The sequence below is a fragment of the Streptomyces nanhaiensis genome, from assembly GCF_046614825.1.
GTDB classification, from domain to species: Bacteria; Actinomycetota; Actinomycetes; order Streptomycetales; family Streptomycetaceae; genus Streptomyces; species Streptomyces radiopugnans.
In genome coordinates this window covers 26,993-48,055 of sequence record NZ_JBKJFM010000007.1, presented here as the reverse complement: position 1 = coordinate 48,055, position 21,063 = coordinate 26,993, and the positions used below count along the sequence as shown (strand labels likewise).

The following is a 21,063-nucleotide window of genomic DNA, read 5'->3' as shown; positions in this document are numbered from 1 at the left end:
ACAGACACTCAGTGTGCCACCGCCACCGCCGCGCCGTACAGCGGCGTCCCCGGGTGACCGCCGGTTCGGCCGATCCCGCGGAAGCACTCCCTCCGGCCCCGGCCGGCCGCGGCTCAGCCGACCATGTCGTCGAACTCGCCGTCCTTGGCGCCCTGGAGGAAGGCCGCCATCTCCTCACGGGTGTAGACGAGGGCAGGGCCGTCGGGGTGGCGGGAGTTGCGCACGGCCACCGCACCGTCCGGCAGCGGGGCGAGTTCGACGCAGTTGCCCATGCTGCTGCGGCGGCTCTTGCGCCATGCCGCGCCCTCGAGCTCCGCGGCCGGCATGCCGTTGACGGTCTGCTGCATTGTCGCCCCTCACTGGCCGCGGCCGCGCCCTCGGGCCGGGCCGCGGTCCATGACGTTCCGTTGCTGCGCGTACAGGCGTCGGCGGCGCTGCAATTACACCTGCAAGCGCAGATGTAATTGCAGCACCGTGCGACAGTCGAGGATAGTAGTCCCGGTGGCCGGTTCCCGTACCCGGTTCTCCGACAGGCTCCGATCCGTACGGACCCGTCGGTCCGTACGGGCCGGCGGCGGTCAGGCCGCGGTGGCGGAGCAGGCGACGGCCGCCGGGGCGGAGTCGGCGGACGCCACGAGACCGAACGACACGCCGCTCCCGGCGGGGACCGTTCCGTTCCAGGCGGCGTTGCGCACGGCGGCGGAGCCGTCCGCGCCGGCTTCGAGGACTCCGTTCCAGGCATGGGTGATCCGTCCGCCTCCGTCCAGGACGATCCGGACCGTCCAGCCGGAGATCGGCCCGGTCCCGGTGTTGCCCACCGTCACCTCGCCCTGGTAGCCGCCCTGCCAGCTCGACGTCACGCGGAACGAGGCGGTGCAGGCGGCCTCGTCCCGGCCGGGGTCGTCCGGGTCACCGGGCTCACCGGGCTCACCGGGCTCACCGGAACCGTCCCCCGCCAGCAGGCCCGCCAGGGCCGGGAACCAGCGGGCGGCGATCTTCTCGTCGCCAGAGGCGTTGGGGTGCACGCCGTCGTAGGTGTCACTCGCGGTGCTGAAGCCCGTCCACTGGTCGACCGCGATCACCGGCGATTCGGGGGTGCTCTTGGAGCGGGCCCAGTCCGGGATCCGCTCGTTGAGCGCCACGACGCGCCCGGCGCACTCATCGCAGGTGGCGGGGTTCATCGGGATGATCTGAGCGACGAGGACCTTCATGCCCGGGTTGCTCGCCCGCATCTGGTCAACCAGGGTGCCGTAGGCGGCGAGGACGGTCTCCGGCGAGCGGTTGCTCCAGACGTCGTTGGTCCCGAAGTGCATGACAACGATGTCCGGCCGAGTGGCGGCCAGCCAGCCCGGCAGCAGGTTCCGGCTCGCCACATCGGTCACCAGCGCGCCGCCGTGCCCTTCGTTGTCGCCGTCGTGGGGTTGCCCGCACCCCTGGGGGCCGAGCGTTCCGACGAAGTCGACGTCCGTGTGGCCCGCGTCCTGGAGGCGGTTCCACAGCAGTGAGCGCCAGCATCCCGGCGAGCCGGTGATGGAGTCGCCCAGCGGCATGATCCGCACCGGCTCCGCGGCGGCGGCCGCCGGGGCCGCGGTCGCGGCGCCCGGCCCGAGGGGCCCGAGGAACCCCAGAAGCACTGCCAGGGCGGTCAGGGCCGCCCGTAAGAGGTGTCTGCTGCGCATGGTCGTCCTTCCGATGGAATGGGAGCGCTCCCAACAGAGTCATCAAGCCACCGCGTCGACGGCGCGTCAAGGATCGCGGACGCCGGAGACCGCTCCCCCGCCTCCGGGGGCGCCCCGGGAGCGGCTGCTCTACCCTCGGAAGACAGGGCGGCGATCCCTCCGCGGAAGGGCCCCGAACTCCCGGAATCCCCGGAACCCCGGAACTCCCGGAAAGCGGTCCGCGGTCGACGGCCGTGTGCGATGATCGGCACCCGTCAACGGTCGCCGAGCCTCGGGGTGGGCCGACGGAAGCGGAACAGACGCCTCCATACGGTCCAGCGCCCCTCTTCCCGACGAGCCGCCGCCCACGGCCCGGAAGACCCTTGAGGTGCCAGAGGCGGGGTGCGAGTGGGGAGAGTCGTGACAGCGAACGGCAGCGGTGGCCACCGGCGGCACAGGCCCGTGCGGAGCGGCCGGACGCCTGTGCGCATGCGCCGCGCGACCGCCGCCCTGGCCCGTCCCCGCGCCTCCCGCAGCCGCCTGGCCTGGCTCAACCAGGCGAGCACCATGATCGGCACGACCCTCGACCTGGAGCGGACCGCGCAGGAGCTGGCCGACTTCGCCGTACCGCGGCTGGCCGACGGCGCGGCCGTCGACCTGCTGGAGTCGGTGCTGCGCGGCGGGGGCGGCGAGCGGGGGACGGGAGCGGAGGCGCCGGTCACCCGGGCCGTCGCGGTGTCCTCGGTCGTCGAGATGGAGGACCTGGAACCGGACGAGCCCGGCGAGCTCTCCGTCCATCCCCAGACACTGCTCTCGGTCCACTGCCTGCGGGCCCAGGAGCCGGTCCTGCTCGGCCGGATGAGGCGCGACGACTACGTGCGGGTGGCCCCGACGCCCAGCGCGGCGGCAAAACTGCGCCAGGCGGGGGTGCACAGCTACATGGCCGTGCCGCTGACCGCCCGCGGTGTGCTGCTCGGGGTCGCCGACTTCATCCGCGGCCCAGGCAGCCCCCCGTTCACCCGCGCCGACGTCGAGCTGGCGACGGAGCTGGCCTCCAAGGCGGCGGTCTTCATCGACAACGCCCGCCTCTACGGACGCGAGCGCGAGCACGTCCTCTCCCTCCAGCGCAGCCTGCTGCCCCGCGCCACGCCGAACACACCTGGCCTGGACGTCCTCACCCACTACACGCCGAGCCTGGACCCCGGCGGGGTCGGCGGCGACTGGTTCGACGTGGTCGCCCTGCCCGGCGGCCGGACGGCCCTGGTGGTGGGGGACGTCATGGGCCACGGGGTGCCCGCGGCGGCCACGATGGGGCGGCTGCGCACGGTCGGCCGTACGCTGCTGGCCCTGGACACCGCCCCCGACCGCGTACTGGCCCGGCTGGACCTGGCCGCCCGCGACCTGGAGGACGACCAGGTGGCCACCTGCCTGTGCGCCGTCTACGACCCGGCAACCGCGAGCTGCACCATCGCCGGCGCCGGGCACATGCCGCCGCTGCTGGTGGACGCCGACGGCACCGTCTCGCGGGTCGAGGTGCCCGCCGGGGCGCCGCTGGGCGCCGGGGTGATCCCCTATGACGCCACCACCGTGCCGGTGCCGGCCGGGAGCCGCCTGGTTCTGTACACCGACGGCCTGGTCAAGACGCGCCGGGGGGACATCGACGTACAGCTGCGGCTGCTGGCGAAGACCGCTCCGGAGCTGGTGGAGCGGCTGCTGGAGCACCGGAACCCGGACGGGATCGCGCCGGGGGGTGTGGAGCGCCTGGACGAGTCCGTCCTGCTGGTGGCCGCCGGCGGGAAGCTGCCGCCGGGCACCGATCTGTGCGTGTGGCCGCTGCCGCCGGACGGCACCGCCGCCTCCGTGGCCCGCTCGCTGGTCACCGAGCGGCTCGCCCGCTGGGGCCTGGAGGAGCTCTCCGACGTCGCCGAGCTGGTCGTCAGCGAACTGGTCGGCAACGCCCTGCGGTACGGCGGCGGGCCCGGGCAGCTGCGTCTGATGCGGCACGAGAGGCTGACGCTGGAGGTCTCCGACACCGGCCCCGACCTGCCCCAGATCCAGCACGCGGAGCTCAGCGACGAGGGCGGGCGCGGCCTGCAGCTGGTCAACATGCTCAGCCGCAACTGGGGTTCGTGCCGCACGCCCGGTGGGAAGGTCGTCTGGGCGGAGCAGGACATCCCCCACACCGTCTCCTGAGGCGCCCGGCCCGGGGGCGGGGCGGACCGGGGTGCGGGGCGGGCCGAAGAAGGGCGGGAGCCGGCGTGGAGCAGGCGCGGTACGTGCGTTTCCAGGGTGCGGACCGGGGTGGACGGGACGTCCACCCCGGGGTCTTCGCACTGGTCAACAACCTGGCCCGGGAGGGCCGGCTGACCGCCGGGCAGGAACTCTTCCGGCGGGTCAACAACGCCTGGTACGACGCCAACTACACCAACCCCACCTCCGTCGACCCCACGGTCTACGACCCCGCGGTGAACCCGGGCGCGGTGGCGTGGTTCAAGTCCTCGGCCCGGCACCTGATCGAGCGCGTGGACGGCTATCTGGAGATCCTGGCCGCGCACGGCATCGAGTACCGGTGCCTGCGGTCCTCGGACCCGGGGCGGATCGTCTACGAGGACGACGACCAGGTCGTCGCCGTGCCGCACCCCCGCTCCGGGTAGCGCACGGCCCGCACCGGCGGCCTGCCGACACGGCCGGCGCCGGTGCGGCCGGTCAGTACGGCTGGTCAGTACGGCCGGGCGGCCCCCCGGTGGTCGAAGGCGAGCCGGTGCGCCTGCTCCCGGGGGAAGCTGACCGTCTCCGGGTCGCCGTCGGACGTGTAGCGCTCGACCGTGCCGTCGGCCAGCTTGTCCAGCCAGGCCGAGGAGCTGTACGCGCCCTCCTCGGCGGTGGCCTCCTGGGAGCGGATGCGGGGGATGGCGCCGGGGTCGAGGTCGGCGGAGTAGGGAGAGGGGGCGGGGCGGCCGCCGGCGAGGTACACGCCCTGGTGGCGGTAGCGCACGCCGCCGTACTCGCCGGTGAGGGCGAGCTGCCGGTCGCGGGGCATGGAGCCGTAGGGAAGCGCCATCGACACCACCGGCGAGTCGGGCAGCGCCTTGTCGATCAGCCACTGGTTGGAGGCGATGTCCCACTGGACCATCGCGTCGTCGGCGTCCTCCAGGACGCTGTGCTTCAGGGTGTGGTTGCCGACCTCGAACCCGTGCTCGTCCAGCCACTTCAGCGTCTTGCGGCCGCCGGGTTCGCCGAACGGGTCGGCGTTGACGAAGAAGGTCGCCACGGGCCGGAATCCCGGGTGGCGCTCGGCCACGTCCATGAGGATGCCCACCGCGGTGCCGGGGTCGGGGCGGCCGTCCGCGCCGAGCCGGAACTGGCTGGGGGTCGAGTCGTCGAAGGTGAGCACCACCGGATGCGTTCCGGCGGGTATGTCCATCTCGCCACTGGTGAACTCCCGCGCGGTGACGGGTACGTAGCCCTCCCGTGCCAGCCGCTCCAGCTCGGCGCGGAACTCCTGGGGGGTGCGGTCGTCGATGCTCGCGGGTTCGTCCACGATCCGGTGGTACATCAGCACCGGTACGGCGCCCAGCTCGTTGGCCCGTACCGCCGCCGGGTCGGTCTCCCCCGAGCCGTCCCCGGCCTCGCCCCGCGTCTTCGCGGTTCTGTCCCCCTGCGGGTTCTGGTGGGAGTCCCGCTGCTCGTTCCACGGTGCCTTCGGCGCCTGGTCGTCGGGGGTCGCGGGGGTCCGGGAGCCGGCTGTCGCGGAGCAGCCGGCGAGGACTATGGCGATCGCGGCCAGCGCCGCGCGGTCACCTCGGATGATGTGGCGCATGGTGCCCTCCGGGTGTCGGGAAGGGTGACGTCCGGCCGGTCGCCGGGCCGTCTCCCCCAGACTCCGGTAGCGGTGCGTTCTTCTCCTGTCACGCTCGGCCGATCGGTGGAGGGTGGGCCGTTCGGCCGTCACCCGCCCGGGGCCGCCGGTGCGGCCGGTTCCGGGCGGGTTCCGGGCGGGTTCCGGCTGGGTCCGGCCCGTGGGGTTCACTCCGGGGGCGGGGCCGGCGGGAGCGGCGGCACGGGCAGGACCAGGGCCGCGTGGGCGTGCGCGGGGACGGCGGGGCTGCGGGGCGCCACCGGCCTCACGCGTACGTAGTCGGCGCCCTGCTCGGGGCGGGGGTCGGCCTCGCCCTTGTTGGGCCACAGGGACATCGCCCGCTCGGCCTGGGCTGTGATGGTCAGCGACGGGTTGACGCCGAGGTTGGCGGAGACGGCCGAGCCGTCCACGACCGAGATGCCCGGGTGGCCGTAGAGCCGGTGGTAGGGGTCGATGACGCCCTCCTCGGGGGAGGCGCCGATCGGGCAGCCGCCCAGGAAGTGCGCGGTCAGCGGTTTGCCCATCAGCTCGCCGAGGTTGGTCCCGGGGAAGCCGCCTATCTCCTCCGCCAGCAGCCTGACCGCCTCGGCGCCCTCGGGGATGTGGTCCGGGTTGGGCGTGCCGTGGCCCTGCTTCGCCGTCAGCAGGCCCTTGCCCAGTCCCTTGGGCTTGCGGTAGGTGGTCAGGGAGTTGTCCAGGGACTGCATCACCAGACCGATGATCGTCCGCTCCGACCAGCGGTAGGTGGTGGCGGTGCGCGCCACCAGTACCGGGTGCCGCAGGAACTGGAGTGCCGCGGCGAGCCATCCGGGCAGCGGGCCGTCCCTGCGGTACTGCGGCACGCAGAGCAGGGCCATGAGGTTGGAGCCCTTGCCGTAGCGGACGTTCTCGATGTGGGTGTTGTCGTTCGGGTGGATGGAGGAGGTGATGGCCACCCCCTTGGTGAAGTCCGGCTCCGCGTCCGGCCCGTGCTTCCTGCGGTAGCGGCGGGGGAAGGTCAGGGCGCCGACCAGGGCCTCGGAGTTGGTGCGGGTCAGCTCCCCCAGCCTCGGGGAGATGTGCGGCAGGACGCCCTCGTCGCGCATCCGGTGCAGCAGCGTCTGGGTGCCGTAGGTGCCGGCGGCCAGGACGACCCGGCGGCAGCGCAGCACGGTGCGTCTTCTCCTGCGGCGCCCGGCGGTGGGGACGGTGGTCACGGTGAAGCCCCCGGCGCCGTCCTCGGCCACCTCGGTGACGGTGGTCATCGGATGGATGACCGCGCCCTCCTTCTCGGCGAGGTACAGGTAGTTCTCGGTGAGGGTGTTCTTGGCCCCGTGCCGGCAGCCGGTCATGCAGGAGCCGCACCCCAGGCATGCGGTACGGGAGGGGCCGGCGCCGCCGAAGTAGGGGTCGGGCGCCTCCTCGCCCGGCGCGGCCCTCACCTCGCCCCCGGCGTCCTCGCCGTCGCCGAAGAAGACGCCCACCGGGGTGAGCCGGAAGGTGTCGCCCACCCCCATCCGCCGGGCGACGTTCTCCAGATGGATGTCGGCGTCGGTCTTGGTGGGGTTGGTGCGCACTCCCAGCATCCGCTTCGCCTGGTCGTAGTACGGCTTCAGCTCCTCCTGCCAGTCGGTGATGCGGCCCCACTGGCGGTCGGTGAAGAAGGCCGGCGGCGGCACGTAGAGCGTGTTGGCGTAGTTCAGCGAACCCCCGCCCACCCCCGCGCCGGCCAGGATCATCACCTTGTCCATCAGATGGATGCGCTGGATGCCGTACAGGCCCAGCGCCGGAGCCCACAGGTAGTTCCGCAGGTCCCAGGAGTTCTTCGGCAGCGTCCGGCGGGTGAAGCGCCGCCCCGCCTCCAGCACCCCGACCCGGTAGCCCTTCTCCGTCAGCCGCAGCGCGGACACCGAACCGCCGAAGCCGGAACCGACCACGACCACGTCGTAGTCGTAGTCGTACGCGCCGTCGCCGTCGCCGCCCCGGCCGTTGTGGTGAACACCGTGGTGTCCGCCGTGGTGCTCGCTCATGGCTGCCCCCTCACTTCCGGTAGAGGGCGTCGATCCGGTCCGCGTGGGCGGCGGCCACGGCATGGCGCTTGATCTTCAGCGACGGGGTCAGCAGGCCGTTGTCCTCGGTGAACTCCCCCTCGACCAGGGCGAAGCGGCGGATCGACTCCGCCCGGGAGACGGCCTCGTTCGCGTAGTCCACGGCGCGCTGGACGTCGGCGAGGAGCTCGGGGTCCTTCTCCAGCTCTGCGAAGGGGGTGTCCAGGGGGCGCCTGCGCACCGACAGCCAGTGCTCCAGGGCTTCGGGTTCGAGGGTGATGAGCGCCGCCACATAGGGGCGGCCGTCGCCGACCACCATGCACTGCCCGATCGGCGGCCGGCTGCGCAGCCGGTCCTCCAGCACGGCCGGGGAGACGTTCTTGCCGCCGGAGGTGACGATGATGTCCTTCTTGCGGCCGGTGATGGTGAGGTAGCCCTCCTCATCCAGCGAGCCGAGGTCTCCGGTGGCGAGCCAGCCGTCCCTGAGGGCCTGGGCGGTGGCCTGCGGGTTGTTCCGGTAGGAGGTGAAGACGACGCTGCCCCTGATCAGCACCTCGCCGTCGTCGGCGATGCGCACGGCGGTGCCGGGGACGGGCTGTCCGACCTTTCCCGGGCGCGGGTCCAGGGGCGGGACGAGGGTGGCCGCGGCGGTGGTCTCGGTGAGGCCGTAGCCCTCGTAGACGATGATGCCGCAGGCGGCGAAGAAGAGGTTGAGGCGGCGGTCCAGGGGGGAGCCGCCGCTGATGGCGTAGTGGAGTCTGCCGCCGAGCTCCTTGCGCACGCGCCGGTACACCAGCAGGTCGTACAGGCCCCGGGCGAGGGAGAGTTTGAGGCCGGGGCCGGTCCCGGCGCCGCGGAAGGCGTCCATGAAGGCCTCGCCGTAGCGCACGGCGATGCGGTCGGCCCGCTCGAAGGAGGAGCCGCGGCCGATCCTCTCGGCCGTGGCGCGTCCGGTGTCGTGGATCTTCTCGAAGAGGTAGGGCACGCCGACGAGGAAGGTGGGGCGGAACCGCTTGAGTTCGGGCCGCAGTTCGTCGGGCTTGATGCTGGGCCAGTGGCCGAGTTCGATGCGCGCCTGGAGGCAGGCGATCTGGATGGTGCGGCCCAGGATGTGGGCCAGCGGCAGGAACAGCAGGGTGGAGGCCTTCTGGCCGGTGGCCGCCTCGAAGACCGGGTGCAGCAGTTGCACGGTGTTGTACGCCTCGGCCCGGAGGTTGCCGTGGGTCAGCACGCAGCCCTTGGGGCGGCCGGTGGTGCCGGAGGTGTAGCAGATGGTGGCGACGGTGTCGGAGGTCAGGCCCGCGCGGCGTTCGGTCACCTTCTCGTCGCCCACCTCCCTGCCCAGGTCGGAGAGTTGGGCGACGGCCCCGGCGTCGATCCGCCAGGTGCGCGGCGGTTCGGGGAGGGAGACCGAGGCGGCCGCGGCGGTGACGGCGTTCTCCTCGGTCTCCACGATCAGGAACCGGGCGCCGGAGTCGTGCAGGATCCACTCGATCTGCCCTGCCGAGGAGGTCGGGTAGACCGGTACGGTCTGCCCGCCGGCCGCCCAGACTGCGAAGTCGAACAGCTCCCACTCGTAGCGGGTCCGGGACATCAGCGCGACCCGGTCGCCGGCCTGGAGCCCGGCGGCGATCAGCCCCTTGGCGACCGCGTTCACCTCACGGGCGAAGGCCTCCGCGGTGACCGGGGCCCAACGGCCCCCCTCCCTGCGGCGCAGCACCACCGCGCCGGGGTCCTGTTCGGCGCCGGTGAAGGGGATGTCGGCGGTGGTGCCCCGGGCGGCGGGCGGCGGGGTGCGCCAGGAGGAGCGCGCCTCGCGTACGGCGCCGCCTTCCCGGATCAGCTCCACCGCCACACGGTCGGCGAGTTCGCTGCGCTGCTTCGCCCTCTTCAGATCCTTGCGTACGCCCATGGTCGGCTCCTGTTCGCGGCGTGGGGAGGACTGCACTGGCCGGTGTGGGGGGTGGGAGGTGCGGGTCGGGTTCGGGGAGCGGGGTCGGTGTCTGTTCCCGCGTCTGTGCCGGGCCGGGGAGAGGGGCGGGCCCGTACGGGCGGCGGCTCGTACGGGCCCGGCGGTCAGCGTTCGAGGAGCGCGGTCACGCCCTGCCCGCCCGCGGCGCAGATCGATATCAGGCCGCGTACGGTCGGCTCCCCCGCGTCGGCGGGTCCGCCGCGCTCGGCGGCCTTCTCGTGGAGCAGCTTGGCGAGGGTGCCCACGATCCGGCCGCCGGTGGCTGCGAAGGGGTGCCCGGCGGCGAGGGAGGAGCCGGCCACGTTGAGCCGGTCGCGGTCGACGGTGCCCAGCGGGCCGGGCAGACCCAGGCGGCGGGTGCAGAAATCCTCGTCCTCCCAGGCGGCGAGGGTGGCCAGGACCTGGGAGGCGAACGCCTCGTGGATCTCGTACAGATCGAGGTCGCCCAGTTTCAGCCCGGCGGCCCGGAGCAGCTCCGGCACGGCGTACACCGGTGCCATGAGCAGCCCGTCGGAGCCGCCGACGAAGTCGACGGCGGCGGTGCGGGAGTGGGTGAGGTAGGCCAGGACCGGCAGACCGCGCTCGGCGGCCCACTCCTCGCTCGCCAGCAGCACGGTGGAGGCGCCGTCGGACAGCGGCGTGGAGTTGCCGGCGGTCATGGTGGCCCCCTCGCCCTCGCCGAACACCGGCCTGAGCCGGGCGAGTTTCTCCGGCGTGCTGTCCGGACGCAGGTTCTGGTCGCGCTCCAGGCCCCGGAAGGGGGTGACCAGGTCGTCGAGGAGGCCGCGCTCGTAGGCGGCGGCCAGGCGCCGGTGGCTGGTGGCGGCCAGGGCGTCCTGGTCGGCGCGGGTGATGCCCCACTCGGCGGCGGTTCGGGCGGCGTGCTCGCCCATCGACAGGCCGGTGCGAGGCTCGGCGTTGCGGGGGATGTCGGGGACGGCGTGCCTGGGGCGCAGCCGGGCCAGGGCGCCCACGCGCTGGGGCAGGGAGCGGGCGCGGCGGGCCTTGAGCAGCAGTTTCCGCAGGTCGTCGTTGACGCCCAGCGGTGCGTCGCTGGCGGTGTCCACGCCGCCGGCGACGCCGCACTCGATCTGCCCCAGGGCGATCTTGTTGGCGACGAGGATGACGGTCTCCAGACCCGTTCCGCACGCCTGCTGGACGTCGTACGCGGGGGTGCGGTGGTCCAGTGCGCTGCCGAGCACCACCTCCCGGGCGAGGTTGAAGTCCCGGCTGTGCTTGAGGACCGCGCCCGCGGCGAACTCCCCCAGCAGTTCGCCGCGCAGGCCGTGGCGCTCGACCAGGCCGGCCAGCGCGGCGGAGAGCATCTCCTGGTTGGAGGCGGTGGCGTAGGGCCCGTCCGCCCGGGCGAAGGGGATGCGGTTGCTGCCGACGATCGCGACGCGGCGGACGGCCGTTGCCATGGCCACTACTCCTTGTGGTAGGAAACCCCTCTACTTACTTCGGAGTAAACTTACTCATGCGTAAGGAGAAATCAATGGTGGACCGCTACCAGAAACTGACGGCTTCCGGACCCGGCGCCCTCCTCGCCCGGCGCCTGGGCCTGCCGCGCCCGGAGATACTGGAGCGCCACCGCCCGGGCCGCCCGGTCCTGTCCGGCCCGGTGGTCGTGGACGGCGCCGAGGGCGGCCGGCTGACCGGGCCGCTGCGCGAGCTGGTGGCCTCGCTGCCGGGCGCGGCGAGCGGCTCCGCGGGCTCTCCCGCTTCCCCCGGCTCTCCCGCTTCCCCCGGCTCCCCCGGCTCCCCCGGTTCCCGGAACGCCACCGCCGCACTGGTCTTCGACGCCACCGGCATCACCGACAGCGGCGGGCTGCGCGCCCTGCACGACTTCTTCCACCCGCGGATCCGTTCACTGGCCCCCTGCGGCCGGGTCGTGGTCCTCGGCACCCCGCCCGAGGCGGCCGGCGGGGTGCGGCAGGCCGTCGCCCAGCGGGCGCTGGAGGGCTTCGTTCGCTCGGTCGGCAAGGAGCTGCGGCGCGGGGCGACCGCGCATCTGCTGCTCGTCGCGCCCGGGGCGGAGGACGCGGTGGAGTCCACGCTGCGCTTCGCGCTCTCGGCCCGTTCGGCCTACGTCTCCGGCCAGGTGGTCCGGATCGGGCGGCCCGTGGAGGGGACCGCCGCACCGGCCGACTGGGAGCGCCCGCTGGAGGGGAGGACGGCCGTGGTCACCGGAGCGGCGCGCGGCATCGGCGCGGTGGTGGCCGGAACCCTCGCCCGGGACGGGGCGACGGTGGTCTGCCTGGACGTGCCCGGCCAGGGCGGGGAACTGCGCGAGCTGGCCGGGCGGATCGGCGGGGACGCGCTGGAGCTGGACATCACCGCCGACGGCGCCGCCGACGCCCTGGCGGAGCACCTGAGCACCCGCCACGGCGGCGTGGACGTCGTGGTGCACAACGCGGGCATCACCCGCGACAAGACCCTGGGCCGGATGGACGCCGCGAGGTGGGACTCGGTGATCGCGGTCAACCTCACCGCGGTGGAGCGCCTGACCGAACGGCTGCTGGAGGCCGGGGACTCGGGCAGGCCGGTGCTGCGCGAGGGCGGCCGGATCGTGTGCACCTCCTCCATCAGCGGCATCGCGGGCAATGTCGGGCAGACCAACTACGCGGCGAGCAAGGCGGGTCTGATCGGGCTGGTCCAGGCCCTCGCACCGGTCGTGGCCGGGCGTGGCGTCACCGTCAACGCGGTGGCCCCGGGCTTCATCGAGACGAGGATGACGGCGGCGGTGCCGCTGTTCGTGAGGGAGGCCGGCCGCCGTATGAACAGCATGAAGCAGGGCGGGCAGCCCGTCGACGTGGCCGAGGCCGTCGCCTATCTCGCCTCGCCGGGCAGCGGCGGGGTCAGCGGCCAGGTGCTGCGGGTGTGCGGCCAGTCCCTGCTGGGAGCGTGAGGGGCGTGGAGAACGTGAGGGGCACGGAGGACGCCGGGGGTTCGGAGGACGCCGGGGGCGCGGGGAGCGCCGGCCGCGGGGAGCCGGAGGCGCTGGAGCTGCCGTCCGCGCCGGGCACGGCCGGGCTGTACCTCCGCGCGGTGCTGCCCAAGTCCGGCGGCGGGCGGGGAGGCCCGGTACCGGCGCGGCGGCTGGTGCTGCGCGATGTCGCGGCGGATCCCGCGCGGCTGCGCCGCTACGCCGGGATCTGCGGCTTCGCCGACACCTCCCGGCTGCCCGTGACGTATCCGCACCTCGTCGCCTTCCCGCTGGCGATGTCGCTGATGACCCGGCGGGACTTCCCGCTGCCGCTGCTCGGGCTGGTCCACATCGCCAACCGGATCGACCGGCACAGGCCGGTCGAGGCCGGGGAGCGGCTCACCTACCGGGTGTGGGCCGGGGACCTGCGGCCGCATCCGAAGGGCACCGCCTTCGACGTGACGGCCGAGGCCGACGACGGCGCCCGTACGGTGTGGCGGTCCGTCAGCACGTACCTGCGCCGGGGGCGGGGGGCGGCCGGAGCCGGACCGCGTACCGGGGCCCGCTTCGACGGGACCGCTTCCGGCGGGGCCCTGCCCGGCGGGGCCGGCGTCCCGGGCGGTCCGGTGCTGGAGGAGCGCTGGGAGGTGCCCGGCTCGGCGGGGCGCGCCTACGCCGCCGTCTCCGGTGACCGCAACCCGATCCATCTGCATCCGCTCACCGCGCGGCTGTTCGGCTTCCCGCGCGCCATCGCGCACGGCATGTGGACCAAGGCCCGCTGTCTGGCGGCGCTGGAGGAGCGGCTGCCCGACGCCTGCCGGGTGGAGGTCTCCTTCCGGGCCCCGGTCCCGCTGCCCTCGGCGGTGCGCCTGTGCGCCACGGGCCCGGCCGCGTCCTCCGGCGCCGGCGTGCTGTGGGACTTCCGGCTGCGCGGGGACGGCGACGCGGGGCGCGAGCACCTGCGCGGCGAGGTCTCACTCCTGGGCTGAGCGTCCCCGGGACGGCGGGTCCCCGGGCCCGGAACCCGCCGTCCCGGGCCTCCCGGCGGGTTCCGGGCCCGGGGACCCGGAACCCGCCGGCGGTGTCCAGATCTCGCCGGCCAGCACGTTGCGCATGCCCACCCACACCATGTTCATCAGGCGCCGGGTGACCCGTTCCGGGGATTCCCCCGGGTGGCGCTCCATCCAGTCGGTGAGCGAGTCCGCCGCGCCCACCAGCGCGTGGGCCACGAAGTCGGCCTCCTCGTCGGCGACCGGGACAGGTCCGAGGGCCTCGCCGATCCCGTCCCGGACCAGGCCCGCGACCTCGGCCATGACCGCGCGGCGGGCCTGGGCGACCTCGGCGGTGATGGCCTCGCTGAGCTGCGAAGCCTGGCGGTGGAGGACGACCCAGCTGTCGCGGTGCTCGGCCACGAAGGCGAAGAAGGCCGACAGTCCGGCCCACAGCCGCAGTTCCGGGGTGCGCACATCGCGTGCCGCGCCCTGGAAGGCCGCCACCAGCCGCTCGGCCTCACGGCGCAGGCAGGCCAGGAACAGGCCCTCCTTGGAGTCGAGGTAGAGGTAGACCATCGGCTTGGAGATGCCCGCCAGTTCGGCGATCTCGTCCACCGAGGCGGGGTGGTATCCGCGCCTGGCGAAGACCTGGACCGCCACGTCGATGATCTGCCGTTCCCGGATCCGCCGGGGGACCCGTCGCCTGCGTTCGCCGCTCACCCTTGCCAGCCTACCTACCGCATCGTAATCTTACTCACCAGTAAATTTACTTCCGAGTAAGAAGAGTGAGGGGAACCCCATGACCAACGGCGTCAGCCGGGAGCCGGCCGACCTCGCCGCCCTCGACTTCGCCGCCGTCTCCCCCGAGGAGTTCGCGCGGATCGTCAAGGGCCTGTCCAACGGGGAGATCGCCGAGATCATGCGCGGCGAGCTGCGCACGCGCGTGCTCGGCGAGGTCTTCCGGCGCATGGAGCGGCAGTTCCGGCCCGAGCGGGCCGGAACACTGGACGCCGTGATCCGCTGGAAGGTCACCGGGGAGACCGAGGTCGTCCACGAGATCGCCATCTCGGGCGGCACCTGCACGGTCCGCGAGGGCCGCGGCGGCACCGACCCGCGCGTGACGCTGACCATGGGCGACGCCGAGTTCCTCAGGCTCGTCTCCGGCAACGCCAGCCCCGTGACGATGTTCATGACGCGCAGGCTGAAGCTGGCCGGCGACGTCGGCCTGGCCTCCGGCCTGACCCGCTACTTCGACATCCCCAAGGCGTGAGGGGCGGACTGCGGTCATGAGCGGTTTCTCCCTCGACCTCACCGAGGAGCAGCACGACCTGCGCGAGTGGGTGCACGGCTTCGCCGCCGACGTCGTGCGCCCGGCCGCCGCCGAGTGGGACGAGCGGGAGGAGACTCCCTGGCCCGTCATCCGGGAGGCGGCGAAGATAGGCCTGTACGGTTTCGAGTCCCTGGCCGACATGTACGGCGACCCCTCCGGCCTGTCCCTCCAGATCGCCAACGAGGAGCTGTTCTGGGGCGACGCCGGCATCGGCATGGCCCTGTTCGGCACCTCGCTCGCGGTGGCGGGCATCTTCTCCGCCGGCACCCCCGACCAGCTCGCCGAGTGGGTCCCGCAGTGCTTCGGCGACCAGGACGATCCCAAGGTGGCGGCCTTCTGCGTCTCGGAGCCCGAGGCCGGCTCCGACGTCTCGGCCATGCGCACCCGCGCCCGGTACGACGAGGCGAGGGACGAGTGGGTGATCAGCGGCCAGAAGGCGTGGATCACCAACGGCGGCATAGCGAACGTGCACGTGGTGGTGGCCTCGGTGGAGCCGGAGCTCGGCGCCCGCGGCCAGGCCGCGTTCATCGTCCCGCCAGGCACTCCCGGTCTGGAGGCCGGGCGCAAGATCAGGAAGCTGGGACTGCGGGCCTCGCACACCGCCGACGTCTTCCTGGACGAGGTGCGGGTGCCGGGCCACTGCCTGCTGGGCGGCAGGGAGAGGCTGGACGCGCGCCTGGCCCGCGCCCGCGAGGGCGGACGGGCCAAGGGCCAGGCCGCCATGGCGACCTTCGAGGTCAGCCGGCCCACCGTGGGCGCGCAGGCGCTCGGCATCGCGCGCGCCGCCTACGAGTACGCCCTGGAGTACGCGGGCGGCCGCGTCGCCTTCGGCCGCCCCATCGTCGAGAACCAGGCCGTCGCCTTCGCCCTGGCCGATCTGCGGACCGAGATCGAGGCCGTCCGGCTGCTGATCTGGCAGGCGGCCTGGATGGCCCGCAACGGCCGCGCCTTCGACGCGGCCCAGGGCTCGATGTCCAAGCTGCGCGCCGGCGAACTGGCCGTCGCCGCGACCGAGAAGGCCGTCCAGGTCCTCGGCGGGGCCGGATACAGCCGGGAGCACCCGGTGGAGCGGATGTACCGGGACGCGAAGATCTACACGATCTTCGAGGGCACCAGTGAGATCCAGCGCCTGGTGATCGCCCGCGCGGTCTCCGGCCGCCACATCCGCTGAGACCGGCGCGGCCCTCGCCCTGCGCCGTACGGGCGCCTCGTGGTCGTCGGCCCCCCGGAGGCGTCCACGTCCTGACCGACCGCCGGCCGGGGCCCGGTCGGCGGTCGGCGTCGGCGGTCGGGGAACGCCGGGGCCGCGAGCCTTCGGTGCTCACCGAAGGCTCGCGGCCCGGGGTGCGGCGCCGTCGCGGCGGTCGTGCCTCAGTCGAGCGGTACGACGGCGACGGGCGCCTTGGAGTGGTGCATGACCGCGTGGGCGACCGGCCCGATGTGGAAGCCGATCGGCGAGCGGCGGTTGCGGCGGCCGACGACGACCAGCGATGCGTCCTCGGAGGCCTCCGTCAGATGGCGGGCGGCCCTGCCCACCACGGCCTGCGCCTTCACCTCGACGTCCGGGTACTTCTCCCGCCAGTGGCGCAGCGCGTCGTTCAGGGCGCGGGAGCTCTCCTCGGCCAGGTCGGTGGCCAGGCGGGGGTCGACGGCGATGGGGTCGACGCCGTAGACCAGCGGCGGGTTCCAGCCGTGGACGACCCGCAGCGCGGCGCCGCGCCGGACGGCGGCCTCGAAGCCGAACTCGATCAGCTCGTCGGCCGGCCGGTACAGCTCCAGTCCCATGACGACGTCCCGGGACTCGGTGGAGGACTCGGTGCCCTCCCGTCCGCCCTCCTTCGCCGTTCCGGCCCGGACCAGCACCACCGGGCACTTCACACGGGCGACGGTGGCCAGGCCGACGGAGCCGATCAGGAAGCCGGCCACCGGCCCCAGGCCGCGTGTGCCGACGACCAGCACCTCGGCCTGCTCGGCGACCGCGGTCAGCACCTCGGGGGGACGGCCGGTGAGCTGGTCGGTGGTGATCTCCAGCCCCGGGTGGCGGCGGGCGAGGTCGTTCGCGGCCTCACGCGGAATCCGCTGGGCCCAGTGCTGCCGGGTCTCGGGGTCGGCGAAGGAGTCCGGAGGAGTGAAGGGGTCGGGCTCCCGCACGTGGACGAGGTGCAGCGGCACCCCGCGCCGTACCGCCTCCCGGGCCGCCCAGTCGGCGGCGGCCAGGCTCTCGGCCGAGCCGTCCACTCCCACGGTGACCGTACGTACCATCACAACACCTCCGTTGACGGGCGGCTCTCCGCCGCTGTGTCCTCATGATCGATCCGGGTACCCGCGTCCGGCAGGGGTCAGTGGTCCCTTCCGGGCGGGCCCAATGTCCTGCGGGGCCCGCCGGGTGCCCCGGGGGCGGCCGGGAGGTCCGCAGGGGGGCGGGGCCGGCGGTGCCGGCGGGGGAAACGGCCGGCCCGCGGCGCCTCGGGGGCGCCGCGGGCCGGTGGTCCGCTCGGGGGCGGCGGGTTCACCGCAGCCAGGGGAGGCTGCGGACCAGGGGCAGCCGGGCCCACCGCCGGCCCAGTCCCCAGGTGTCGCCCGCCGCCGCGACCGCCAGGACGATCATGACGGCGGCGTACATCACGTGGTAGTTCACGATCGGGTTGGTCGACATGCTGGGGCTGCCGTCCGACAGGTGCTGGGCCAGGGGCCACTCCGCGGCCCACATCAGCGCCATCATCACGGTGCCGGCGACCGCGGTGAGCCGCAGCGCGACGCCGGCGGTCAGGGCCAGGCCGATGCCGAGCAGGCCCAGCATGAACAGCCAGTCCGCCCAGGCGGCCCCGGCGATGTCGTGGAAGAACGACTCCAGGGGGCCGACGGCCACGCCGCTGAGGAAGCCCTCCGTGGGCGAGCCGCCCTCGGTCCAGGCCCGCTCGGCGGGGGTCGCGTAGCCCAGGCCGAAGGTCTTGTCCGCGAACGCCCACAGGAAGACGAACCCGGTCGCGAAGCGGAGCCCGGCCAGGGCGCGGGCCGCGGCCGACGCCGCCGGCACCGCGGTCGCCGCGGCCGCCGTCTCACCGGACGCGGGTGCGGTCCGGGTGGTGCGCCACACCGGGAGGCGGAACCCCCGGTGTCCGTGCGTGTGGCCGTGGACTGCCATCTCACTCATCCCCTTCGCGGAAGTCGGCCCGCCGGTCGGGCACGTTCACACCGTCTCGCGGCGGCGGGCGGCGCAGCAGGGGTCCGCGGGCCCGTGTGCGGGGGCCGAAGGTCCCGTCTCCGGCCCCCGTACGGCCCCTGCCCCGGCGGTGGGAGCAATCCGACGATGGCGGTGAGGCTCCACTTCCCGGCCGCGGGAGTACAACGGGAGTAGAGGGAGCGGCGGCGGACCGCCACGGCGCCCGCACCGGAACCGGAATCGGACGCCTCCGCGCACACCACCCACTCACCGCCAGGGAGGCCCGCCATGATCGTCACCGCCAACAACCTGCTCGGTGCGCTGCCGCCGGAGAGCCGCGAGCGGCTGCTGGAACTCGCGCGCGAGGTCTCCTTCCCCGCCGGCGCCCGCATCTCCGAGGAGGGCCACCGGGCCGACCGGTTCTGGGTGATCCGCACCGGCTCGGTCACCCTCGACATGCGAGTGCCCGGCCGCCGCCCGGCTGCGGTCGAGACCCTCTCCCACGGCGACCTGCTGGGCTGGTCCTGGCTCTTCCCGCCCTACACCTGGCAGCTGGGCGCCGAGGCGCTCAGCCCGGTGCGGGCCCTGGAGTTCGACGCCGCCCGGGTGCGGGAGCTGTGCGACGCCGACCCGGTGCTGGGACGCGCGGTGGCCCTGCGGATGGCCGAGATCATCTCGCACCGGCTGCAGGCCGCCCGCACCCGGCTGCTGGACCTGTACGGGCCCTACGGAAGCGGGCCCATGCCGTGACGCGCGCCCCTGCGCGTCACGGCGGAGGATCTCGAGGAACTCGAGGAGGAGGACAGCATGGACAGCGCGGACAGCATGGACAGCGCGGGCACGATGGGCGGCGCGGACGCCGTGGACGGCATGGACGGCGCCCCGCACACCCCGCACACCGTCGGCGACGTGATGAGCCAGACCGTCGTCTCCGTGGGCCGGGACGCCCCGTTCAAGCAGATCGTGATGACCATGGAGCAGTGGAAGGTCAGTGCTCTGCCGGTGCTGGAGGGCGAGGGCCGCGTCGTCGGCGTCGTCTCCGAGGCGGATCTGCTGCCCAAGGAGGAGTTCCGGGACGGCGATCCCAGCCGCATGGAGCAGCTCCGGCGCCCGGAGGAGCTGGCCCGGGTGGGGGCGGTGACCGCGGGCGAGCTGATGACGGCGCCGGCGGTGTGCGTCCACGCCCGCGCCACACTGGCCGAGGCGGCGCGGATCATGGCGCGCCGGCGCGTCAAGCGCCTGCCGGTGACCGACGCCGACGGCCTGCTGGTCGGCGTCGTCAGCCGCGGGGACCTGCTGAAGGTCTTCCTGCGCCCGGACGAGGACATCGCCCGGGAGGTGCGCCGGGACGTCGTCGAGCCCCTCTTCCCCGGCGGGGACCGGAGCGTGGGGGTGCGGGTGGCGGACGGCGTGGTGACCTTCACGGGTGAGATCCGCAACACCGCCCTGGTCCCGGTGGCCGCCCGGATGGCGCGGTCGGTGGAGGGGGTGGTGGACGTCGGGTTCGACCTGACGCGGTCCGCGTGAGCAGCCGGTGACCGGAGGAGGCCGGAGGTGACCACCGGTGACCGCCGAGGGCCGCCGGTGGCGGAGCCGGCGTCCGGGGCGGCGTGCCGGGAACGGGCGGCCCCGCGTTCCCGCCCGCGCGTGCGGGCGGTGGGGCCGTTGGGCCCTGGCGCGGAACGGGCCGGTCGGGGCAGGATCGTGGGGCAGGGGGGCGTGCCCCTGACCGACAGCGTGAAGGATCCGTATGACCCAGGCCCAGCAGTTCTCACCACAGGACCCGATCCGGGTGTTCCTCCTGGACGACCACGAGGTGGTGCGGCGCGGCGTGCACGACATGCTGGACGCCGAGCCCGACATCGAGGTGGTCGGCGAGGCCGGCACGGCCGAGCAGGCCCTCGCGCGCGGCCCGGCCCTGCGTCCTCACGTGGCCGTCCTGGACGTGCGCCTGCCCGACGGCAACGGCATCGCCGTCTGCCGCGAGCTGCGCTCGCGGATGCCGGAGCTGGCCTGTCTGATGCTGACCTCGTTCGACGACGACGACGCGCTGCTGGACGCGATCATGGCCGGCGCCTCCGGCTACGTCCTCAAGCAGATCAAGGGCTCGGACCTGATCGCCGCCGTGCGCACCGTCGCCTCCGGGCAGTCCATGCTGGACCCGGCGACCACGGCGCGGCTGATGAACAGCCTGCGGGTGCAGGACACCGAGGAGCCCGCCGAGGAGCCGCAGGACGCCGCACTGGCCTCGCTGACGCCCCGCGAGCGCGACATCCTGGCCCTGATCGGCGAGGGGATGACCAACCGGCAGATCGGCCGGCAGCTCTACCTGTCGGAGAAGACGGTCAAGAACAACATCTCCCGGCTGCTGGCCAAGCTGGGGGTGGAGCGGCGCGTCCAGGCCGCCGTCATCGCCACCCAGACCGCCCCGCACTCCACGGGGCAGCAGCCGCGCTGAGCGAGGTCCGCGGAGGCGGGCGGGGCCGGCGTACCGGGCGGGGGCCGCACACCGGGCGGCCCCCGCCCGTTTTCGCCCCGGATGGGGCCGACCGGCCCTACCCCCGCCCGGGTGGCGCGCGCACCATGGACGCATGCACCGACACGACGGCTTCCGCGAGCTCGACCGGCAGGAGTGCCTGGACCTGCTGGCACAGGTCCCTCTGGGACGCATCGTCTACACCGAGAACGCGCTGCCCGCCGTCCTCCCCGTCAACTTCTTCCTGGACCGCGACCAGGCGGTGGTCCTGCGCACCTCGGGCGCGTCGCGGATGGCCCGCGCGGTGGACGGCAGTGTGGTGGCCTTCGAGGCGGACCGGTTCGACGAGTCGACGCGCTCCGGCTGGAGCGTGGTCGTCACCGGGCGCGCCTCGAAGGTGGCCGATCCCGGTGAGGCCGAGCGGCTGAGCCGGTCCGGGCCCCTGTCCTGGGCGCCGATCGAGGACGGGGTCTATGTGCGGATCGAGCCGGAGCTGGTGACCGGCCGGGTGCTTGACGACGTCTCGCCCGCCGGGACCGTCTGAGCCTCCGCCCCCGCGCGGGCGCCCCGGCCTCCCCCGGCCGGGGCACCCGCGCTCCTCGCTTCCCCGGTCGTTCCGGGCCGTTCCCGGCCGACCGGCCCGGGGAAGGGGCCGACCGG

19 protein-coding genes are annotated in these 21,063 nt (G+C 74.0%); 10 read left to right on the top strand and 9 right to left on the bottom strand.

Annotated elements, in window-relative coordinates:
* Positions 1 to 113: 113 nt before the first annotated feature.
* Both ACLIYP_RS04075 and ACLIYP_RS04070 read right to left on the bottom strand, forming a co-directional pair.
* Positions 114 to 347 (bottom strand): DUF397 domain-containing protein, encoded by a 234-nt coding sequence (locus tag ACLIYP_RS04075; protein ID WP_101258089.1) that lies wholly within the window; start codon positions 345 to 347, stop codon positions 114 to 116.
* 231 nt (positions 348 to 578) lie between these two features.
* Positions 579 to 1,679 (bottom strand): GDSL-type esterase/lipase family protein, encoded by a 1,101-nt coding sequence (locus ACLIYP_RS04070; RefSeq protein WP_412711751.1) that lies wholly within the window; start codon positions 1,677 to 1,679, stop codon positions 579 to 581.
* A gap of 468 nt (positions 1,680 to 2,147) precedes the next feature.
* Between ACLIYP_RS04070 and ACLIYP_RS04065 the strand changes: the two genes are divergently transcribed.
* On the top strand, positions 2,148 to 3,851 hold the full coding sequence (locus ACLIYP_RS04065; protein WP_412711750.1) for an ATP-binding SpoIIE family protein phosphatase: 1,704 nt from the start codon (positions 2,148 to 2,150) through the stop codon (positions 3,849 to 3,851).
* 65 nt (positions 3,852 to 3,916) lie between these two features.
* A complete protein-coding gene (locus ACLIYP_RS04060; RefSeq protein ID WP_412711749.1) occupies positions 3,917 to 4,312 on the top strand; it encodes a hypothetical protein in 396 nt (131 codons plus the stop codon).
* 65 nt (positions 4,313 to 4,377) lie between these two features.
* On the opposite strand, the gene ACLIYP_RS04055 is transcribed toward ACLIYP_RS04060, so the two are convergent.
* The 4 genes from ACLIYP_RS04055 to ACLIYP_RS04040 form a co-directional block, all read right to left on the bottom strand.
* Positions 4,378 to 5,478, bottom strand: a complete 1,101-nt coding sequence (locus ACLIYP_RS04055) for a polysaccharide deacetylase family protein (protein ID WP_412711748.1) — start codon at positions 5,476 to 5,478, stop codon at positions 4,378 to 4,380.
* Positions 5,479 to 5,684: 206 nt separating this feature from the next.
* On the bottom strand, positions 5,685 to 7,526 hold the full coding sequence (locus tag ACLIYP_RS04050; RefSeq protein ID WP_412711747.1) for a GMC oxidoreductase: 1,842 nt from the start codon (positions 7,524 to 7,526) through the stop codon (positions 5,685 to 5,687).
* A gap of 10 nt (positions 7,527 to 7,536) precedes the next feature.
* Complete coding sequence (locus ACLIYP_RS04045; RefSeq protein WP_412711746.1) at positions 7,537 to 9,456, bottom strand: AMP-dependent synthetase/ligase; 1,920 nt, start codon at positions 9,454 to 9,456, stop codon at positions 7,537 to 7,539.
* Positions 9,457 to 9,620: 164 nt separating this feature from the next.
* The gene (locus ACLIYP_RS04040; protein ID WP_412711745.1) at positions 9,621 to 10,937 is read right to left on the bottom strand and encodes an acetyl-CoA C-acetyltransferase; all 1,317 of its coding nucleotides are present in this window, start codon (positions 10,935 to 10,937) and stop codon (positions 9,621 to 9,623) included.
* Between the two features lie 74 nt (positions 10,938 to 11,011).
* Here ACLIYP_RS04040 and ACLIYP_RS04035 point away from each other — a divergent pair, with 74 nt between their 5' ends.
* Positions 11,012 to 12,424 carry a 3-oxoacyl-ACP reductase gene (locus ACLIYP_RS04035; protein ID WP_412711744.1) on the top strand — a complete coding sequence of 471 codons (1,413 nt, stop codon included), beginning with the start codon at positions 11,012 to 11,014 and terminating at the stop codon, positions 12,422 to 12,424.
* Between the two features lie 92 nt (positions 12,425 to 12,516).
* Positions 12,517 to 13,431: a MaoC family dehydratase gene (locus ACLIYP_RS04030; RefSeq protein WP_412711806.1), complete on the top strand. Its 915-nt coding sequence runs from the start codon at positions 12,517 to 12,519 to the stop codon at positions 13,429 to 13,431.
* On the opposite strand, the gene ACLIYP_RS04025 is transcribed toward ACLIYP_RS04030, so the two are convergent.
* Positions 13,417 to 14,154 (bottom strand): TetR/AcrR family transcriptional regulator, encoded by a 738-nt coding sequence (locus ACLIYP_RS04025; protein ID WP_412711743.1) that lies wholly within the window; start codon positions 14,152 to 14,154, stop codon positions 13,417 to 13,419. The genes ACLIYP_RS04030 and ACLIYP_RS04025 overlap by 15 nt on opposite strands.
* Before the next feature lie 79 nt (positions 14,155 to 14,233).
* On the opposite strand from ACLIYP_RS04025, the gene ACLIYP_RS04020 reads away from it, so the two are divergent.
* Both ACLIYP_RS04020 and ACLIYP_RS04015 read left to right on the top strand, forming a co-directional pair.
* A complete protein-coding gene (locus ACLIYP_RS04020) occupies positions 14,234 to 14,704 on the top strand; it encodes an SCP2 sterol-binding domain-containing protein (protein ID WP_412711742.1) in 471 nt (156 codons plus the stop codon).
* 16 nt (positions 14,705 to 14,720) lie between these two features.
* Complete coding sequence (locus tag ACLIYP_RS04015) at positions 14,721 to 15,935, top strand: acyl-CoA dehydrogenase family protein (protein ID WP_412711741.1); 1,215 nt, start codon at positions 14,721 to 14,723, stop codon at positions 15,933 to 15,935.
* 200 nt (positions 15,936 to 16,135) lie between these two features.
* On the opposite strand, the gene ACLIYP_RS04010 is transcribed toward ACLIYP_RS04015, so the two are convergent.
* The gene (locus ACLIYP_RS04010) at positions 16,136 to 17,026 is read right to left on the bottom strand and encodes a universal stress protein (RefSeq protein ID WP_412711740.1); all 891 of its coding nucleotides are present in this window, start codon (positions 17,024 to 17,026) and stop codon (positions 16,136 to 16,138) included.
* A gap of 247 nt (positions 17,027 to 17,273) precedes the next feature.
* A complete protein-coding gene (locus ACLIYP_RS04005; protein WP_412711805.1) occupies positions 17,274 to 17,909 on the bottom strand; it encodes a hypothetical protein in 636 nt (211 codons plus the stop codon).
* A gap of 306 nt (positions 17,910 to 18,215) precedes the next feature.
* Between ACLIYP_RS04005 and ACLIYP_RS04000 the strand changes: the two genes are divergently transcribed.
* The 4 genes from ACLIYP_RS04000 (at position 18,216) to ACLIYP_RS03985 (ending at position 20,947) form a co-directional block, all read left to right on the top strand.
* Positions 18,216 to 18,677 carry a Crp/Fnr family transcriptional regulator gene (locus ACLIYP_RS04000; RefSeq protein WP_093656288.1) on the top strand — a complete coding sequence of 154 codons (462 nt, stop codon included), beginning with the start codon at positions 18,216 to 18,218 and terminating at the stop codon, positions 18,675 to 18,677.
* Positions 18,678 to 18,839: 162 nt separating this feature from the next.
* The gene (locus ACLIYP_RS03995) at positions 18,840 to 19,454 is read left to right on the top strand and encodes a CBS domain-containing protein (protein WP_412711804.1); all 615 of its coding nucleotides are present in this window, start codon (positions 18,840 to 18,842) and stop codon (positions 19,452 to 19,454) included.
* A 223-nt stretch (positions 19,455 to 19,677) separates the two neighbouring features.
* The gene (locus ACLIYP_RS03990) at positions 19,678 to 20,385 is read left to right on the top strand and encodes a response regulator (RefSeq protein WP_412711739.1); all 708 of its coding nucleotides are present in this window, start codon (positions 19,678 to 19,680) and stop codon (positions 20,383 to 20,385) included.
* Positions 20,386 to 20,518: 133 nt separating this feature from the next.
* A complete protein-coding gene (locus tag ACLIYP_RS03985) occupies positions 20,519 to 20,947 on the top strand; it encodes a pyridoxamine 5'-phosphate oxidase family protein (RefSeq protein ID WP_412711738.1) in 429 nt (142 codons plus the stop codon).
* Positions 20,948 to 21,063 lie beyond the last annotated feature (116 nt).

Coding starts and splice junctions, on each gene's coding strand:
- ACLIYP_RS04000 (WP_093656288.1), top strand. CDS start 18,216: ATGATCGTCACCGCCAACAACCTGCTCGGTGCGCTGCCGCCGGAGAGC.
- ACLIYP_RS04015 (WP_412711741.1), top strand. CDS start 14,721: ATGAGCGGTTTCTCCCTCGACCTCACCGAGGAGCAGCACGACCTGCGC.
- ACLIYP_RS03990 (WP_412711739.1), top strand. CDS start 19,678: ATGACCCAGGCCCAGCAGTTCTCACCACAGGACCCGATCCGGGTGTTC.
- ACLIYP_RS04050 (WP_412711747.1), bottom strand. CDS start 7,526: ATGAGCGAGCACCACGGCGGACACCACGGTGTTCACCACAACGGCCGG.
- ACLIYP_RS04040 (WP_412711745.1), bottom strand. CDS start 10,937: ATGGCAACGGCCGTCCGCCGCGTCGCGATCGTCGGCAGCAACCGCATC.
- ACLIYP_RS04055 (WP_412711748.1), bottom strand. CDS start 5,478: ATGCGCCACATCATCCGAGGTGACCGCGCGGCGCTGGCCGCGATCGCC.
- ACLIYP_RS04020 (WP_412711742.1), top strand. CDS start 14,234: ATGACCAACGGCGTCAGCCGGGAGCCGGCCGACCTCGCCGCCCTCGAC.
- ACLIYP_RS04005 (WP_412711805.1), bottom strand. CDS start 17,909: ATGGCAGTCCACGGCCACACGCACGGACACCGGGGGTTCCGCCTCCCG.
- ACLIYP_RS04065 (WP_412711750.1), top strand. CDS start 2,148: ATGCGCCGCGCGACCGCCGCCCTGGCCCGTCCCCGCGCCTCCCGCAGC.
- ACLIYP_RS04075 (WP_101258089.1), bottom strand. CDS start 347: ATGCAGCAGACCGTCAACGGCATGCCGGCCGCGGAGCTCGAGGGCGCG.
- ACLIYP_RS04045 (WP_412711746.1), bottom strand. CDS start 9,456: ATGGGCGTACGCAAGGATCTGAAGAGGGCGAAGCAGCGCAGCGAACTC.
- ACLIYP_RS03985 (WP_412711738.1), top strand. CDS start 20,519: ATGCACCGACACGACGGCTTCCGCGAGCTCGACCGGCAGGAGTGCCTG.
- ACLIYP_RS04010 (WP_412711740.1), bottom strand. CDS start 17,026: ATGGTACGTACGGTCACCGTGGGAGTGGACGGCTCGGCCGAGAGCCTG.
- ACLIYP_RS04070 (WP_412711751.1), bottom strand. CDS start 1,679: ATGCGCAGCAGACACCTCTTACGGGCGGCCCTGACCGCCCTGGCAGTG.
- ACLIYP_RS04035 (WP_412711744.1), top strand. CDS start 11,012: ATGGTGGACCGCTACCAGAAACTGACGGCTTCCGGACCCGGCGCCCTC.
- ACLIYP_RS03995 (WP_412711804.1), top strand. CDS start 18,840: ATGAGCCAGACCGTCGTCTCCGTGGGCCGGGACGCCCCGTTCAAGCAG.